Annotated in this window: 18 protein-coding genes and 1 pseudogene; 12 read left to right on the plus strand and 7 right to left on the minus strand. The window is 34.9% G+C overall.

Annotated features, from left to right (window positions below):
- Positions 1-2 precede the first annotated feature (2 nt).
- The 9 genes from ACUTSE_RS16780 (at position 3) to ACUTSE_RS16820 (ending at position 6830) form a co-directional block, all read left to right on the plus strand.
- Complete coding sequence (locus tag ACUTSE_RS16780) at positions 3-1094, plus strand: efflux RND transporter periplasmic adaptor subunit (RefSeq protein ID WP_445641065.1); 1092 nt, start codon at positions 3-5, stop codon at positions 1092-1094.
- Positions 1075-1563 carry a hypothetical protein gene (locus tag ACUTSE_RS16785; protein ID WP_262895677.1) on the plus strand — a complete coding sequence of 163 codons (489 nt, stop codon included), beginning with the start codon at positions 1075-1077 and terminating at the stop codon, positions 1561-1563. Before ACUTSE_RS16780 ends, ACUTSE_RS16785 begins: the two co-directional genes overlap by 20 nt.
- A gap of 46 nt (positions 1564-1609) precedes the next feature.
- Complete coding sequence (locus tag ACUTSE_RS16790) at positions 1610-2185, plus strand: helix-turn-helix domain-containing protein (protein WP_445641066.1); 576 nt, start codon at positions 1610-1612, stop codon at positions 2183-2185.
- Between the two features lie 172 nt (positions 2186-2357).
- Positions 2358-2861 carry a DUF2938 domain-containing protein gene (locus ACUTSE_RS16795; RefSeq protein ID WP_445641080.1) on the plus strand — a complete coding sequence of 168 codons (504 nt, stop codon included), beginning with the start codon at positions 2358-2360 and terminating at the stop codon, positions 2859-2861.
- 69 nt (positions 2862-2930) lie between these two features.
- Positions 2931-3890: a helix-turn-helix domain-containing protein gene (locus ACUTSE_RS16800; RefSeq protein ID WP_445641067.1), complete on the plus strand. Its 960-nt coding sequence runs from the start codon at positions 2931-2933 to the stop codon at positions 3888-3890.
- A 193-nt stretch (positions 3891-4083) separates the two neighbouring features.
- Complete coding sequence (locus ACUTSE_RS16805; RefSeq protein ID WP_002991229.1) at positions 4084-4422, plus strand: DUF4878 domain-containing protein; 339 nt, start codon at positions 4084-4086, stop codon at positions 4420-4422.
- Positions 4392-4994, plus strand: coding sequence for a YiiX/YebB-like N1pC/P60 family cysteine hydrolase (locus ACUTSE_RS16810; protein ID WP_445641068.1), 603 nt, complete (start codon positions 4392-4394; stop codon positions 4992-4994). Before ACUTSE_RS16805 ends, ACUTSE_RS16810 begins: the two co-directional genes overlap by 31 nt.
- 315 nt (positions 4995-5309) lie before the next feature.
- A complete protein-coding gene (locus tag ACUTSE_RS16815; RefSeq protein ID WP_445641069.1) occupies positions 5310-5900 on the plus strand; it encodes a hypothetical protein in 591 nt (196 codons plus the stop codon).
- 156 nt (positions 5901-6056) lie between these two features.
- Complete coding sequence (locus ACUTSE_RS16820; protein ID WP_445641070.1) at positions 6057-6830, plus strand: N-acetyltransferase; 774 nt, start codon at positions 6057-6059, stop codon at positions 6828-6830.
- Positions 6831-6848: 18 nt separating this feature from the next.
- Here ACUTSE_RS16820 and ACUTSE_RS16825 read toward each other — a convergent pair whose 3' ends face one another.
- The 5 genes from ACUTSE_RS16825 to ACUTSE_RS16845 form a co-directional block, all read right to left on the minus strand.
- The gene (locus tag ACUTSE_RS16825) at positions 6849-7322 is read right to left on the minus strand and encodes a DUF7832 domain-containing protein (protein ID WP_445641071.1); all 474 of its coding nucleotides are present in this window, start codon (positions 7320-7322) and stop codon (positions 6849-6851) included.
- Between the two features lie 164 nt (positions 7323-7486).
- Positions 7487-8359, minus strand: coding sequence for an HTTM domain-containing protein (locus ACUTSE_RS16830; protein WP_445641072.1), 873 nt, complete (start codon positions 8357-8359; stop codon positions 7487-7489).
- On the minus strand, positions 8359-8949 hold the full coding sequence (locus tag ACUTSE_RS16835) for a DUF5819 family protein (RefSeq protein ID WP_445641073.1): 591 nt from the start codon (positions 8947-8949) through the stop codon (positions 8359-8361). The genes ACUTSE_RS16830 and ACUTSE_RS16835 overlap by 1 nt, the downstream gene beginning before the upstream one ends.
- 217 nt (positions 8950-9166) lie before the next feature.
- The gene (locus tag ACUTSE_RS16840; protein ID WP_445641074.1) at positions 9167-9376 is read right to left on the minus strand and encodes a hypothetical protein; all 210 of its coding nucleotides are present in this window, start codon (positions 9374-9376) and stop codon (positions 9167-9169) included.
- Between the two features lie 401 nt (positions 9377-9777).
- Positions 9778-9987: a hypothetical protein gene (locus ACUTSE_RS16845; protein ID WP_445641075.1), complete on the minus strand. Its 210-nt coding sequence runs from the start codon at positions 9985-9987 to the stop codon at positions 9778-9780.
- A 434-nt stretch (positions 9988-10421) separates the two neighbouring features.
- Here ACUTSE_RS16845 and ACUTSE_RS16850 point away from each other — a divergent pair, with 434 nt between their 5' ends.
- Positions 10422-11303 (plus strand): hypothetical protein, encoded by an 882-nt coding sequence (locus ACUTSE_RS16850; RefSeq protein ID WP_445641076.1) that lies wholly within the window; start codon positions 10422-10424, stop codon positions 11301-11303.
- A gap of 168 nt (positions 11304-11471) precedes the next feature.
- Here ACUTSE_RS16850 and ACUTSE_RS16855 read toward each other — a convergent pair whose 3' ends face one another.
- Complete coding sequence (locus tag ACUTSE_RS16855; RefSeq protein ID WP_445641077.1) at positions 11472-11888, minus strand: hypothetical protein; 417 nt, start codon at positions 11886-11888, stop codon at positions 11472-11474.
- A gap of 148 nt (positions 11889-12036) precedes the next feature.
- Between ACUTSE_RS16855 and ACUTSE_RS16860 the strand changes: the two genes are divergently transcribed.
- The gene (locus tag ACUTSE_RS16860; protein ID WP_445641078.1) at positions 12037-13728 is read left to right on the plus strand and encodes an alpha/beta hydrolase-fold protein; all 1692 of its coding nucleotides are present in this window, start codon (positions 12037-12039) and stop codon (positions 13726-13728) included.
- Between the two features lie 373 nt (positions 13729-14101).
- Here ACUTSE_RS16860 and ACUTSE_RS16865 read toward each other — a convergent pair whose 3' ends face one another.
- On the minus strand, positions 14102-14575 hold the full coding sequence (locus ACUTSE_RS16865) for an OsmC family protein (RefSeq protein WP_445641079.1): 474 nt from the start codon (positions 14573-14575) through the stop codon (positions 14102-14104).
- 464 nt (positions 14576-15039) lie between these two features.
- Between ACUTSE_RS16865 and ACUTSE_RS16870 the strand changes: the two are divergent.
- Positions 15040-15334 (plus strand): annotated as a pseudogene (locus ACUTSE_RS16870) (hypothetical protein); the annotation flags it as partial.

Genomic DNA, 15334 nt, shown 5'->3' on the forward strand with positions numbered 1-15334 from the left:
TCATGAAAAGAATATATATAACCCTAGTTAGTTTAGTAGTATTAACTGCGTGTGCAGATAAGAAAACGCCAGAAACGGAAGAGAAAAAAGGCGAAACAGGTATGATGATGCCTGGGATGAATAACAAAGAAACGGTGGCCATTGAGAAGAGTAATCCTGTGGTTCCTTTACAGTTACCTGGTGAATTGAGAGCCGATCAACGCACGGAACTATTTGCGAAAGTAAATAGTTATGTGACAGATTTGCGAGTAGATATTGGAGATCACGTAAAAAAGGGACAAGTATTAATGGTGTTGGAAGCACCTGAAATTCAGGCTCAAGTATCCAATGCTCAAGCGAAGTGGAAAGCCCAAGAAGCGATGTATATTTCGACCAAAGCCACGTACGATCGCACCCTAAAAGCGAATGAAACACCGGGTGCAATTGCTCCAGATTATTTAGAGCAGATTACAGCCAAAATGTTAGCAGATAAAGCACAGTTAGCGGCAACAAAATCGGCCTATGAAGAGATGCAGAACATTGATCAGTACCTGGTTATTCGAGCACCTTTTGATGGAGTCATTACGGATAGACAGGTCGATAAAGGCGCTTATGTAGGACCAATGAGTAAAACCCCCTTGCTTATTGTAGAAGATATTCATACGCTGCGCTTAAACTTATCTATTGCTGAGGCCAATACGCCTTATATCAAAGAAGGGGATACAGTTAAGTTTAAAGTGAGAACCTTGCCTCAAAAGGAATTTACAGGTGTGATAACTCGAAAAGCGGGAAGTTTAGATTTGAAACTGCGTGCAGAGCAAATCCAAGCAGACATCAACAACAAAGAACAGCTGTTGAAACCCAATATGATTGCGGATGTAACCCTACAATTAAAAAGAGAAGAACCGAGTTTCTTTGTGCCTAAATCGGCTTTAGTTGAGAGTAATTTAGGGGTATATGTTATTGAGGTACGAGATGGAGTTGCCTATCATATCAAAGTAGCCAAAGGAAGAGTAATGCCGATGATGGTTGAGGTTTTTGGCGAATTAACTGCAGGAACACAAATCCTGAAGATGGCAACAGAAGAAATTATGCATGAACAAAAAATTAAATAAGAAAATGAAAAGACAAGGAATTAAAATCGCAGTAGTATTAGCCGTAAGTGTAGTAGCTATTGCATGTGGAGAAAAAAAACAAGGAGATAACCAACAAGCAGAAGCCGCTTTAGAACAGGTGAAAGAAGAAATGAATCACAGCATGGGAGAGCCTGTTGCGTCTTCTGAGAAATACAAAAAAGGAGATGTGGTTCCCAAGGAATTAGTTTGTATGGTGAACGATGCTTTTATGGGGAAAAAACAATTAGAAGTAGAGCATGACGGCAAAATATATTACGGCTGTTGTGCGATGTGTCAATCTAGAATTCCAGAGGATGAAAGTGTGCGTTACGCCAAAGACCCTTTTACCTTAGAAACAGTAGATAAAGCCGAAGCTTACATTGTCATGATAGGAGACAACGGTGAAGTTGCTTATTTTAAAAATGAAGCGAATTACCAACAATTTGTAGCAGAGGCACAGGTTAATTAATTTGTTCCATAGGGGAGTAGTTCCTACTTCCCTATATTTTTAAAGTATGAAGCGCGATTTAATTTTATATGTAAAAAACATGGTTTGTCCAAGGTGTATTACCTTGGTACAGCAAGAGTTGTTGAAGTTAGAGGTAAAAGTGAAAGTTGTGCGTTTAGGCGAAGTGGAGTTGGAAAAACCCATAACACAACCCATGAATAATGAAATCAAGGAACGATTGTCTCAAGTGGGATTTGAAGTTTTGGATGATGCGAAACAGATTGTGGTAGAACAGGTGAAAACCAAGATCATTGCTTATGTTCAACAGAAGCATTTATCCCATTTGAATTTATCCGATTATTTGGCTTCTACTTCCTCCATGAGTTATGCGAGAATTGCCCGATTATTTGTAGCACATACGACCTTAACCATAGAGAAGTATTATATCCTACAACGCATTGAAAAGGTGAAGGAACTGATTTCATATTGTGAGTTATCACTGGAAGAAATTGCACAACAATTACATTATAAAGACGTCAGTCACATGAGTAAACAATTTAAAAAAACAGTCGGGATTCCGCCTTCTCTTTATCGAAAGAATCAAAGGTTTGAACGAAAGTTTTTAGATCATATTATTACTTAATTACTGAATGCTATGCGAATACTTTGTATCGTTTGCTAGTTTGTTGACGAAAAGAGGACCTTGGACAGTCCTCTTTTTTTATCTGTGATTTGTCCTGTTTTTACTCCAAATAGGATCTATACTAGACAGGGGGAAAGTCCTACTTTTGTATAGAATAAATAAACAGATTATGATGAATACGATACTACAACTTATAGGATATTCGATAGTTATCGGAGTAAGTGCAACTATTTTTATGGATTTATATGCCGTTGTATTGAAAAAGGCGTTTAATATTCCTTCCCTAAATTATGCATTTTTAGGGAGATGGATTGGTCATTTTAAGCACGGAGTATTTAGCCATGCGAACATCATGCAGGCGACGCCTATTGCAGGAGAAAGAGCAATTGGATGGGCTGCTCATTACTTAATAGGAATTACTTTTGCCTTTGTTTTATTGCTTATTTGGGGCGTAGCATGGGTTGGTCATCCAACGGTGATTCCTGCTTTATTAATTGGAATTCTTACTACAGTAGCGCCATTCTTTATGATGCAACCAGCTTTTGGCTTTGGTATTGCGGCTTCCAAAACTCCACAACCGCAAACAGCACGGTTCAGAAGTTTAATGGCACATACTATTTATGGTGTCGGACTTTACTTGGGTGGGCTTGTACTGCATGCGATACTGTTTAGTTAATCAGAAAAAGAACTACCATATCGTTAGTATCAAAAGTTGTTGCTATCTTTAATATAAATAAAGGGAAGGATGAAAAGCGAAGATAATATCAAAGAAATTCATACGCTAGAAGAATTTAAAGCGCTGTATTTTGCTGATCAAGAAGGCAATATTGTGTGTGAAGAATGTTGCACGATTGCATATCAAAGTGGCATCGGGTTTTTGGAGATTTTTACGTTGGAAAACTTATCCCAATTGCCCACTTTTGTGTCAGGTAGACAAACGAGAAAACAGTTCTATACCATGGTGCTTATTACAGCAGGGGAAGTGGAGGAGATTATTGGGTATACCAAACATACTTTTACCGCTGGGGATATGTATTTTATAGGGGAGAATCAACTGCATCATATCCAACAATGGAGTGATGACGTACAAGGATTTATGTGTCTTTTTGATTCAGATTATTTCTTACTTTGTTTGAAACATCAAATCAAGTTGAATAGCTTCCCGTTTTTTCAATTTGGTCAGCAGCCATTTGTGAATTTGGGAGAGCGAGAAGTGTCGATGATGGAGCATTTGTTTTGGAAGCTAAACAATGAGAAATGCCAAAAGCAAACCTTTAATGACGACTTGCTTGTACGTATGTTCTTGAATATTATTTTATTGGAAGCAGAACGTATTTACAACCATAAAAAAGTAGAAACGCCTTTTGTTTTATCACGTAAAGAACAACTGGTTGCTCGTTTTCAACTTTTAGTGAATCAGAAAATTATAGTACTCAAACAAGTCAATGAGTATGCTGCCTTGTTGCATGTACATCCCCATTATCTCAACGATGTTGTCAAAGAGATAACTGGTTTTCCTGCGAGTTATTTCATCCAAAAGCAACTAGTTGATGAAATCAAATCTAGGTTAATACAAACCAATGATACTGTGGCTATTATTGCTGGGGATCTCAATTTTACTGAAGAATCCTACCTCGGACGATTCTTTAAAAAACAGGTGGGAGTTACACCTATTCAGTATAGAAAAACACACAAGCAACATTAAAAGGCTTTCAGATATAGAGAGAGAGAAAACGTAGCGCGTTTTCTCTCTTTTTTTTATCCAAAAAGGACTGTTGCTTAATAAAATGAAAAATTGATTTTTGTAAATGTAAATATTGGATGACAATTGTTTGATTTTGTGTAAAATTTTAAATAATTAATGTTAATTTTGTCTTGTATTTTAAATATTTTGAAAGATGAAAAAAATTGCAATGGTATTGTCTTTAGGACTTTTATTGGCTTCTTGTTCTCAAGGGCCCAAAGATGTAGCGATTAAGTTTACAGAGAATGTAGCTAAGGGAAAAATAGATGAAGCGAAAAAATACGCAACAGAACCTACAGGGAAATTATTAGAAATGGCGGTATCTTTTGGTGGATTACCAGTTGAGCCTGAGACAAAAATAGAGTTTGTAAAAGATTCTATTGTGGATAGTAAAGCATGGGTAACAGTGAAAAATCAAAAAGGAAAAGAATCAGAAGTTACCTTAGTGAAAATGGATGGAAAATGGTTGGTCAATATGGAACCTCAAAAATAAACCGATGCTTACTTAGTCTTTTTTTACTTTTCGTCTCTTGTACCCAAGCTTCTAAAACAGAGGAATCTGAAATTGAAATTTTAGTTCCTTTAAAAAGTGGAGATTTAATTGTTCGACAAGGAACAGGGTATCTCTCAGATCTTTTTAGACAAATGGGATCTCGGGATAAGAAATACTCACATATCGGTATTATCAGTAAAGAACAAGATTCTATTTTTGTTTATCATATTGAAGCCGATGAATTTACAGGAGAGGGATTCGCTTTAAGGGAACAGGTGAGTAGCTTTATCAAAAATGCTAAAACCTATACTTTTTTTGAGAATCAAATGGATTCAATAGCTCGAAACACAATGTTGAATAAAGCGAAAGAATACGTTCAGTTACAAGTAAAATTTGACTTAAATTTTAATGCAGAGGATGATGATAAGTTGTATTGTACCGAATTAGTGGCAAAATCAATTAATTACGGATTAGATTCAGTATACATCACACCAACAGCAAGTCTAAAAGGGCGTCTTTTCTACGGATTAGATGATATTTATTCCAAAGACGTTTTTAAAGAAATAAAATAAGCAAGAGAGTATCCCACAAGGATACTCTCTTTTTTTGCTGTGATATGTAGGGTTTAACAAGCAAAAAGTGTAAGAATAAAAAGAGATATAGCTTGTATTTTTGAACGTATAAAAGCCAAGTAATAATTAGTAAAATTTTTGTTGAAACGTTTGTTTATTATTTTATATAACAATAAAAACGTTTGTTTTTTTACGTTAAGTTGTAGGCACAGCACGAGAGTGCTGTGCCTATTTTATATGATTTAAATATAAAGCAATATAAAATTTTGGTTAATATGTTCTTAATAGTACTTTTGCAGCAAATTATACTACATAATGAAAAAAGCATTTTATATCGTACTGTTTGTTGTTTTAGGAACAGTACAATCGTTTGCACAAACCATCAAAGATTTTAAGCTCTTGCAGGGGGAAAAAGAAGTTGAGGTTGTTTTTACCTATGATAATCTTCGTATGATGAAGGAAAACTTTACGGAAGAAGAGTATGTACAAAACCACATCAAAAACTTAGAAAAGAAAGATGAAGGATCAGGAGAATTTTGGGTGAAGAGTTGGGAGCGTAGTAAAGAAGAAATTTGGGATCCTAAATTTTTATTGTTAGCGAACAAGTATACCGATAGAAAAATAAAATTTACTAAAAATGCACCGAACTCAAAATACCTTTTATTGGTTGATGTGCTGTGGATTTACCCAGGGTGGGATGCTGGAATTATGAGACAAGGAGCTAAAGTTACTTCAACATTGAAATTAGTAAGTAGAGAGAACCCAACCGTGGTGTTAGCCTATCATAAATTTATAGATATGCCTGGAAATCAATTTGGTTCAAACTTTAATAATGAAACTCGAATTGGAGAAGGATTTGCAAAAACAGGAAAAGAATTCGCAAAAAAAATTGCGAAGAGTTTATAAAAATAGAATATAGAAAAGAGAGGCTTAGTGAAATACACTAAGCCTTTTTTTATGCGTTGACGGTATAGAAATTAAAAGGCTCATTCTTCCTTGGGTTCGTTTATTTGGCGTACTTTTAGGTATAGGTAAATTTGTCTATCATCCGATTGAAACACAATGGAAAACTTCATCAAACTAGATCAGCACAACATCGAACAAGAGCATATCTGTTGCGCTATAGCAGATAAAAAATCGCAGGAAGGATACCAATTAAAGAAAGATTGGTTGAGAAGAGAAATGGAGCATGGCTATGTCTTTCGTCGATTAGATGCGAGGGCTAAAGTGTTTATTGAATACGGACCCGCGGCAATAGGTTGGGCACCCGTGATAGCGCCGGATTATTTGTTGATTAATTGCTTTTGGGTTTCTGGACAATATAAAGGAAAAGGATATGCCAAACAGTTACTCCAACTGGCTATTGATGATGCTAAGCAAAACAATTATAAGGGATTGGTAACGGTAGTAGGAACGAAAAAGTTTCACTTCATGAGTGATACCAAATGGTTGTTGAAACAAGGGTTTAAAACCATGGAACAAACAAGTTCAGGTTTTAGTTTATTGGCTTTAAAATTAGAGGCAACTGCAGTAGATCCTACATTTAATGACAGTGTAAAGACTGGGCGATGTAAAGAAACAACAGAGCTTACGGTATACTATTCAAATCGTTGTCCATTTTCAGCTTTGCATGTGGAACATGCATTGGTGGCAACTGCAAAAAAACGCAATTTATCCCTAACTATGGTCAAATTGGAATCCAGTGAACAAGCCCAACAAGCACCAAGTCCTGCAACTATTTTTAGTTTATTCTATCAAGGGGAATTTTTGACAACGGATATCAGTGTATGCTTGGATAGTCGTTTTGATGCCTATTTAGAAAAACGCCTAAAATAGCACGAAGGATTAATAATTTTATTGCGATTTGAAATTTTGCCAAGCCATAAAACGCTGATTGAGGATGGGCTTTAACAGGTCATAATTGGCCCAAGAATTTTCAAGGCGGTATAAACTATCATGATCTAAATAATGATCTATGACTTTGATATTAAAGATTTGAGCATAATCAGAGAGATAGTCACTGTAGGCTTGTGCAAATAGCGTTTCATCATCATAGTAATCCTGAATAAAACCATTACCTACCTCATTCAAGTCAGCCGTTGTAAATTTACCATCGCAACAGTTAAATAAAAAATCAACACCCGTTTGTGTTCGATTTTTTACTTGGGTTATTTGCGTGCTATTATCTTCTACTTGCTCTTCAGCTATTAGTTCCATTTCAATACACCAAGATAAAAGCATACCAATATGCGTTGCACCGTTTTCTTTCGGTAAATCCTTTGGAAAGTCTCCATTATAATGCCAAGCTGCATCGTCATATTTTGCCATCGTATAGTTTCAATTGTAAGCGTAAAAGTACAGTAAAAAGACTCAAATAGAAACTCAAATACGCTTTTTATACACGTAAAAGAGAATGGAATAAAAGAACTAATATGATGAAACCAATGCTAAATTCACGTAAAAAGAGGAGGTGGTGTTTTCTAGGTGAATGTCTATATTTTTAGATATAGATTGGTTTTTAACTGTAATGTATCGTATTCTTGATCTGTAAAAAAAACCGCATAACAAGCCAACATGATAAAAGAGAAATTATCAATTCGCATGAATACTAAGATACCCAAGTGCAAGAGGATACCAATAAGTAAAATAATTTTTCTTGTGGAATTAAACCAGACGAAAATGGGAAATAGCAATTGAAAAACAATCGTAGACCAGGTTAATGCATAAACGAGAAGGGGAAATTGGGTGATGTAGTCATTCACGGCATACGCAGAGAAATCACTAGTGTTTAAAATGTAGTAAAGGGCAGTACCATCAAGCCAAACTTCTCCCTGTAGTTTATGTAAACCTGCAAAGACATAAACGATACAGATTTGAATCATAATACCAAAAGTAGCAACAGTAGTAAGTTTCTTGAGATAGTAATTTGATTCAATACCTATTTTTTCTACAATTTTAGTATAGGGTTTACACAAACTTTTAGAAGAAATAAAAAAGAAAAAAGGAAGTATTGCTGTAATGATATTATCTCCACCATCAAGGAGGTAGATATTTCTGAATTTGAATATAAAAAGCAAGAAAAAGAGCAATATAGCCGAAATTCGAGGAAGCATGCCCAAGGTAAAAGTCAAGCTGCATAGAAAGCCTAGAAGACAAAAGAGGAACACATGACTAGGCTGATTGAAATCAATATGTAAAAGTTCTAGGTTATAGTAATGCACAAGATCTTGATAAGTTTCGTATGAAACAATGCCGTTGTTATCGAAAATAAAATTTCGATGGGTATAATAGGTAATAAAATCCTTCATAAGGCTTAATCCTATTAAGATGCGAAGTAGTATAATACCAGTAGTTCGATGTTCCATTAGTGCTGTTGTATTAAAAAGAGTTTGTCTAATTCAGTATAAATAGTTGTATACGTTTTGGGGAGGTGGATATCCGTATTGAGTTGTTCATCAACCAAAAATAGTTTGATAAAAACAGAGTCTTGGGGCTGAATCAAGGATTGAAAATCAGCTTGATTTTGAAAAACAAATTTGGAATAGTTAACAATAGATTCTAATCCTTGACTAATATGGGGGTTATCTTGAATCTTAATGTTGTTACGCTGTAGTTTCACTATATCATTGAAACACCCTGAAAAATATTTTTTTAGTCGTTGATCGATAGAAAAAAAAGAGCTATAGCTCCTCATTCTGATGAGCTGTTGGATATCAATCAAATCACTTTTCTGTGTTGCCGTACAGAATTGAACTAGAAAATAGTGATTGCCCATTGGAGGATTGGGGGAGAACATGCTCCAGTTTTGTTCAAAAAATGGTAGTGCATAGTTTTCTTTAATCTGTTGGATGGTATCAGATTTAAAATAACCTTGATCATAAACCTGAATTAGGAAAATAAAAGAACAGTACAAGAGTAGTACTAGGTATACGAAGTAATGATATAATTTTTTCATAGTGACAAATAAAAAATGAATATATATAGCAATAGGGAGGTGATTAATACTCTGTCCTAGATAAGAAACATAGCATAGCTTAAAAAAGAAGAGTATGCATTTGATACATCCATTAGCGTCATCTTTGTTTTTTGTTTCTGTGATTCCACTAACGTTTTGTTTGTTGGGGCAACTTAAAAAAGAAGTAAGGTCTAATCATAGACCTTACCCTTTTTCTTTATCTTCTAGGGATAAAGGCCTCAAAAGTACTTGCACTAGATTGTGTTGAAGCAATAGAATTGGTTGAGTTTCGACTCTCGTTACTAATAGCATTGCTTTTTTCTCCAATTAATGTTGTTTTAGTACCTGTACCAATAGAATTAGCACTACTTAATCCGATAAGAGTAACAAATGCGAATGCTACTCCAAGAAAAATTGATTTTTTCATGGTTTAAAAAATTAAAATGTTAATAAATAATACTTGTATTGCTTTTGTTTATGAAAGCCTGTAGATGCTTGTTTATACGTCTCTTTGAACTACAAAGGGACGTTTTACAAACGGTATGATGTTGGGAATTGATCCTCATTCGAGAATGAAATGATACTGAATATTGAATAAATCACGAGTGGATGTATCTGATTTTTTTTCTACTCCTAATTGTACCCCCAATCGCAGTGTTTTTATCTTGTGTCCAAGATTGAAACAATTGCAGTTTAAGCAGGATAAAATGCAGCGCTTTTATTGTACTTTATTTAGTATTGTGATGATTGCACCAACGTTTTGTTTGTTGAGGTAACTTAAAAAAGAGGTAAGGTCTAGGACTAGACCTAGACCTTGCCTTTTTTCCTTTATCTTCTAGGGATAAAGGCATCAAAAGTAGTTACATTAGAGTGTGTCGTAGCACTAGAATTGGTTGAGTTTCGGCTCTCGCTAGTAATAACGTTGCTTTTTTCTCCAACTAATGTTGTTTTAGTACCTGTGCCAATAGAATTAGCACTACTTAATCCGATAAGAGTAACAAATGCGAATGCTACTCCAAGAAAAATTGATTTTTTCATGGTTTAAAAAATTAAAATGTTAATAAATAATACTTGTATTGCTTTTGTTTATGAAAGCCTGTAGATGTAGGTGCTTGCTTATACCTCTCTTTCGATTAGAAAAGTGATGTTTTGCAAATAGTATGATATTGGGTATTGATCATCATTTGAGAATGAAATGATGCTGTATATCGAATAAATCACGAGTTGATTTATCTGATTTTGTTTTTTAAAAGTAGTACAAAAAATAATCGCAAACAATAGGTTTTTGATTAAAAACTTCTATTTGTTTGAATAATTATTATAATAATTGATTTTTGTTTGAATATAATATCGTTTTGTGTAGGAAGAATTGAGTTGCAATTTAAAAATGAAGCTTAATTTATTGTGATAAGTCACTTAATCCGTTTAGTTTCGTATACTGTATAGTATAAATCTATGCTAAATGCGATACAATGAATGAATTAACAAAAAAGATACGCTTGATTTTCTTACCTATGGTAAAGCTTACTGTACTTGTTATTGTCGGGCTTTCTTTTCTGCATTGGCTGTTGTTTATAGTGGGAAATCTTCCTGTACGAGAAGATGTGTATTTGTTTTTTCTACCTATAGTGGTACCCCCAATAACAGTGTTTTTTATTTTGCGTCCAAGATTGAAACAGTTGCAGTTTAAACAGGATAAAATGTTGGATTTTTACTGTGCTCTATTTAGTATTGCGATGATTGCACCAACGATGATTGCACAAAATTATATTGATAAGGCCCTGGGGAAATTGACAACGTTGGAAGATATTACCCAAGTAGATAAGGAACCAAAATCCAAGTATTATACTGTTAATCGCTATCATCTTGATACCAAAATGGTAGGATGGTATACCGAAATAAAAGCATCGGGAAAGTCAAGTTATGATTTATATTTTCGGGCATACGCTGTATTTCCAATAGTTAAGCGTTATTCGGATCAACCAACCAAGGATCATACATATTGGTTGGGTGTTTCTTATCAAAGAAACACGGGGAACCCTAAGAATGACCTGCAATTGAATATGATTTACCAGCGGTTTATAAGAGAAGTTCAAAGTGAATTCAAGGGAACAAACTTTCGAAGTTTTACTTTTCTGGAAGGGTTAGATAAAGCAAAAGACAGAGGAAAATACGCAGCAGCTTTAGCTAATCTGGGACATACGAATGTTGATGAAGTACTTGTTTTTAAACCGCATTTTGAACAATTTGATTCCCGTATTCAAAATCATCAATTGCTTTGGTTTTTTGTTTCATTGGGAGTTGCGTTTGCGCTTTGTTTTGCACTTGTGTTTTTTGCTAAATGGAAAAAATAACATGCTGTTTTATAAGATACCTACTTCGATTTAGCGTTTTTCGCTCCGCTCTTTTAGACTTCTTAAAAAAAAACAAATAAAGCTTTATTTTGAATTCTGATGTCTTTCTCTTCTAATTCAAAGATTTCTGCACCTGTCAAATCAATAGATATAAGATGGTTTTGGTTATCAGGTAGAAGATTGAGCGGCTTCCCATTCTTTTCGCTTGTATTTTAATCGAATGAGTTTTCGTTCTATATCGTGTATCTCTTCATTGACTTTTTGAATGTGAGAATAGATCATAAAAGGAAGTGCTAGACTAAACACAATGGCTATAGCAGTAAAGGATTCCCAATAGCCCATCGTTTCAGCCATAGCATGACGATCTCTTTTTGAAGGAATTCCAGGTATTAGGAAAGCGCAAAGCACAAGAAATGGAATGGGAAATAGGGCATTCCATTTTGTACGAGGTAGTTTAGCTAATTGTTCTCGTAGTTGTTTCTCTTCTCGGTCAAATTTTAAAAGTGCATTCATCGTCTCTATAAGCGGTGTTACTGAAAGGAATAAAAAAAAAGGATAAGAAAAATCCAGTAGGAAAGGTATCATTAAAACACAATTTATCCAAAAGGATTATCCAAAGAAACTTCTTATCAGGATGGTATTAGGTGTTGGTCACTGTGCTAGTGTAGAAAAGAAAAGCAGATGTATACGAATTCGTAGAAGTTAAGTATCTTAGCCATAAACAATCCAAAAAATGAAACATTATCTTATTTGGATCTTCTTTTGTTGCGGTACTGTTGTTATGGCGCAAGAAAGATACACAAAATGGATCAAGCAAGCAGAAGATTTAGTAGAAAAAGAAGAGGAAACAAGCCGCAAGCAAGCTTTATTGTTGTATCAAAAAGCGTTTACACAATTTCCCGATAGTATTGCTGTAGATGATTTATATGAAGGAGCTGTTTTGGCTTCAACCCTACAAGAAAAAGACCTCGCATTTACTTACTTAGATCAACTCCTTGGAGAAAAAAAAGACGGCAATGGTTTTCCAGGATGGATGAATATTGTTCATGAAGATGCGATTGAAGAATGTAAAAACCTTCTAACAGATCCACGTTGGAAGGTAGTTGTAGCGGAAGCAACAAAGCGAAAAAAACAGCTCGATCTCATTCTTCAAAAAGAAGAAAAAGCATTTTTTAAAACGAAAAAGCAAGATTTTAACGGCGTAACGGACGGTAAAAAGCTATATGAATTGCTAAAGTATGATACCCCTTATTTACCTAAAGATCAACGTGATTATTCAATTGGTTTTCAGATAAACGACACAACCAAGACGTCCTATTATATTCACTTACCCAAAAACTATAACCCAGCGAAATCTTATCCGTTGTTGTTCTTTTTACACGGAGCCGTTCGATATAGTCCGTTGCTTGAATTTCAAACAGTAGAAATGACCTTGGGAGGTTGGAATCGCTTTTACACGAAATATGCCGATGAACACGAGGTGATTCTCGTATTTCCTCGCGCCAATAAACAGTTTAATTGGATGACTTCTGATGCGGGTTTCTTTATGATTCCAAGTATATTGAAGAACATCAAAGAAACAATTCATGTTGATGACAATAAGGTATTCCTAGCAGGGCATTCCAATGGAGCCACAGGAGTTTTCTCTTATTTAATGAAGCATGCAACACCTTTCGCCGGATTTTATGGGTTTAATACACATCCTAAAGTATATACAGGCGGTACATTTGTAGCGAATATAAAAAATAGAAATTTCATCAGTTTCTCAACGGATCAGGATTACTACTATCCTCCCAATGCCAATGACGATTTGACCGCTATGATGCAGGGCATAGGAGCAGATTATAAGGAATATCGCTATAAGGGATTTCCCCATTGGTTTCCTGAATTTGATGAATCAGAACCTGCGTATCAACTGCTGTTTGCCGATTTAATGCAGCGAAAAAGAGAACCTTTTCCTTCTTCTTTGACTTGGGAATTCGACGATGAAGCCAATGGCAGTATAGATTGGTTACAAGAGATGAAATTAGATACTTTAGCCTCCAAAGCGGATTGGCAATCTACCTTGAATTTTAAAATTACAAAATGGTTGGAATATGTCAGTGATGACGATGACACAATGGAAGAAGTTGCTGTCGATGAAGACGCGTTTGATTTTCCACGTGCATCAGGTAAAGTGATTGCACAGTATAAAGACAATGTCTTTCATCTGACGACATCTCGTATTCAGTCTTTGGCAATTGCCATTTCTCCTGAGATGGTCAATGTGAAGAAACGCATCAAGGTGTATGTCAATGGCCAGCTTTATTTCAATAAAAAAGTAGGGTATGATACACCGTTCATGCTACAGCATTTTGAAAAAAATAATGATAGACAACAGTTGTGGATGAATAGAATCACGCTTGATTTAACGGCTAAAGAATAAAAAATACACAGTATTTTATAAGAAAAGCAAGTGAATATTTTTTCGCTTTTGAAATAGTTTACCCCCTTTTTAAAGAATAATTATTATTGAATTTGAACCTCAAGTAATTAAAACAGGGAGTAGGATTACTGTAGTCAGCTTAGGGCTAATGGGTGTATTGCTTTTATTTAGGTTATTATGGCTTTATAAAAGAAAAAATAATCCTATTTAATCTCGTATATAATCAAAGAAATGAGGGTGGCCTTTTGGGCCACCCTCATTTCTTTTTCGGTGCTATATTGATGAATTTGAATTCTCTTCTTTAGATTTAGTTTGTTTTTATATTGTTGGTGTAAATCTTTCCGTGCTGTATTGTCTTGGATTTATTTTGAGGTTAGCTTTCGCGTACCTTGATTGTCGGTACATGTTGCACAGGAAAATTGACCGAATTGGCAATAAAGCAAAATTCACTTGCTTTTTGATGTAAGGACAGGGCTAGTTCAACCATGTCTTGCTGTTGAACCGTGACTACGGGATGTAAGGTCACTTCAGTGAATCGACCTTTTCCATCTTTTTCTTCGATCATAATTCCAGTAACTGTATCGGTATAGGCTTCCACAATAACTTGATGTACAGAACAAAAGTGTAGATACCACAACATATGGCAGGAGGAAAGAGTAGAGATAAACAAATCTTCGGGATTGTGTTTTGTTGGATCTCCGCGAAAAGCTGGGTCAGAAGAACCTGCTAGTAAAGGCTTACCTTCAACTTGGATTGTGTGATTGCGTTCGTATTTCGCATAGTGATTGGTTCCTGTACCTTGATTTCCTGTCCACTCGATTTGTGATTGGTAGTGATGCTCTTTCATAGGGTTTAGTGTTTTGTAGTTAATGGAGGAACTTGGTGTTAGATGTTGTGCTACCAAGGGGTGCCTAAGCTCAAAATTAACTATTAATAGAAGTAACGGTTTTTACTCATGCTAGAGAAATTACTAATCGTTTTAATTGATGCTTTTGAGTGTCGTAAAGGTATTGAAATAAGTTTTATTTCAGATTCGTTTTTTAATGTAAAGGGAAATAAGATGAGGTGATTCGTTGAGGGAAGTCAGAAGTGGTAAAGAATTTAAAATCACAACTAGAGGGTTGAAGAAGAAAATTCGGATTAATAGATGAAAAAAATCCCTCGCCTTGTTATTGATTCTCGTTTTGTGATTATTCCTTTGTTTAAAATATTTTGATGTGCGTATTTGTTGTATTTTATAGTTAAAATCGGTTGATTATTTATTTTATTAACATTTATTTAGGTAGTTTTAATAAAAAATATTGAAATAGTATGAAAAAGAAAATTACCACACTGGCTTTTTTTATTGCAATTTGGGGAGCTTATAGTCAAACGGGTATTGGCACGCGTGTACCTAATGTATCATCGGAACTAGATGTCGTTTCGAACGACAAAGGAATTTTAATTCCTCGAGTGGCTTTAACTTCTACGCAGGATATCAAAACGATTACGGGAAATGATGGGAATGGTTATGAAAATAGCCTTTTGGTATTTAATACGCTCACACAAAATGACATGACACCAGGATACTATTATTGGTATCAGGATAAATGGATGCGTATTTTAG

It is taken from the genome of Myroides sp. TSA_177.3, assembly GCF_052691955.1.